At 59.3% G+C, this 1,377-nt stretch carries 1 protein-coding gene; it reads left to right on the top strand.

Translation table 11 applies throughout. The features are described from left to right. Positions 1–96 precede the first annotated feature (96 nt). Positions 97–1,308, top strand: coding sequence for a tyrosine-type recombinase/integrase (locus tag A1351_RS08020; protein ID WP_083967231.1), 1,212 nt, complete (start codon positions 97–99; stop codon positions 1,306–1,308). The last annotated feature ends 69 nt before the right edge of the window (positions 1,309–1,377 follow it).

The following is a 1,377-nucleotide window of genomic DNA, read 5'->3' as shown; positions in this document are numbered from 1 at the left end:
GCGGCGTCTACCTAAACCTTACATTGATCATGAGCTTGACGTGAAGCGCCCCAAGCGCCTGACTCCTAACCGTCAACAAAGGAGTCACCTGAGACCATGCCAAGGCTTGCAAAAGGACCCTACCTAAAAAAGAGAGAGCGCGAAGGCGCTAAACCTCTTTGGTATATCATCGATGGTGATCGCCGTATTTCCACCGGCTACACCACGAAAGAGACTGCAAAGGCCAAAGAGGCCCTAGAGCAGCACATTCGCGGGCGCTTCGTCCAAAAGCCATCGCCCGACTATTACGTTCAGCAGGCGCTCGAACTCTATGAGCGCGACGTTATGCCCAATCACTCAAGGCCAGACGATACAAAGAGATACCTTCAGCGGCTCCTAGAATTCTTCAAGGGCCGGACCTGTGACGAGGTGTCTCGCGAGACGAGCATGGCTTACGAGCGTTGGAGAACGCAAACCGGCAAGCCGTTCCTAGGCGAGCCTCCTAGAGATCGTCGCCCGGTCAAACCGGCTTCTGTCCGCCGTGAACTCGCGACCCTTCAGGCCGCTCTGAATCACGCTTACGAATCGAGGAAGCTAAAGCATCCGATAGCTGTGACACTTCCATCGAAATCCGCCCCTCGGGATCGATGGCTCACACAGAGCGAAGCCGCCCGGCTCGTCATGGGCGCTCTGGGCTGCGTCATGGCACCTTACAGCGATCTCGCCACAAAGGCGGAGCGCTGGAGGATATGGAGGCGAGAGGAGTCGGTCGTAAGCCGGCACCTCGCCCGCTTCATCCTGATCGGCTTGCGAACCGGCACTCGGCACGACGCCATCAACGGCCTGGGCTGGTATCCCCACGCGGATGGCGGTCACTTCGATATCGAGCGCCGGTTGATGTTCCGATCGACCTCGGGCGCGGTCCAGACGAAGAAGCGCAAACCGCCGGCACCTATCCCGAATAAGCTCCTACGGCACCTCCCGCGCTGGAAACGCCAGTCTGACAGCCTCTTCGTCGTCGCCTACACGCCGGCCACGTCCGATGATGACGACAAGAAGAAGCCTGTGGAAAAGAAGGAAGACGCCAAGCTCGGGCGCGTGACGAAGGCGTTCAACCGGGCTGCGGCGCGAGCCGGCCTCGGTCCCGAGGTGACGCCTCACGTCCTCCGGCATACCTGCGTCACATGGTTGATGCAGGCGGGACGCTCGGCTTGGGACGTTGGCGGCTTCGTCGGGATGAGCGCTCAGATGGTCCAGGACAACTATGGCCACCACGCGCCGGACTATCTCCGGGAAACAGCCAACGCACAGCCCGTCTCGCGTTTTTAGCGGACCATAACCGGACCAAGATTTCTAGGATTTCTGTAAGTTCTTGATTTTATTGGTGCCGCAAGAGGG

This window comes from Methylosinus sp. R-45379, from assembly GCF_001644125.1.
Lineage (GTDB): Bacteria > Pseudomonadota > Alphaproteobacteria > Rhizobiales > Beijerinckiaceae > Methylosinus.
The sequence above is the reverse complement of the archived record's forward strand: the minus strand, read 5'-3'. Positions and strand labels throughout refer to the sequence as shown.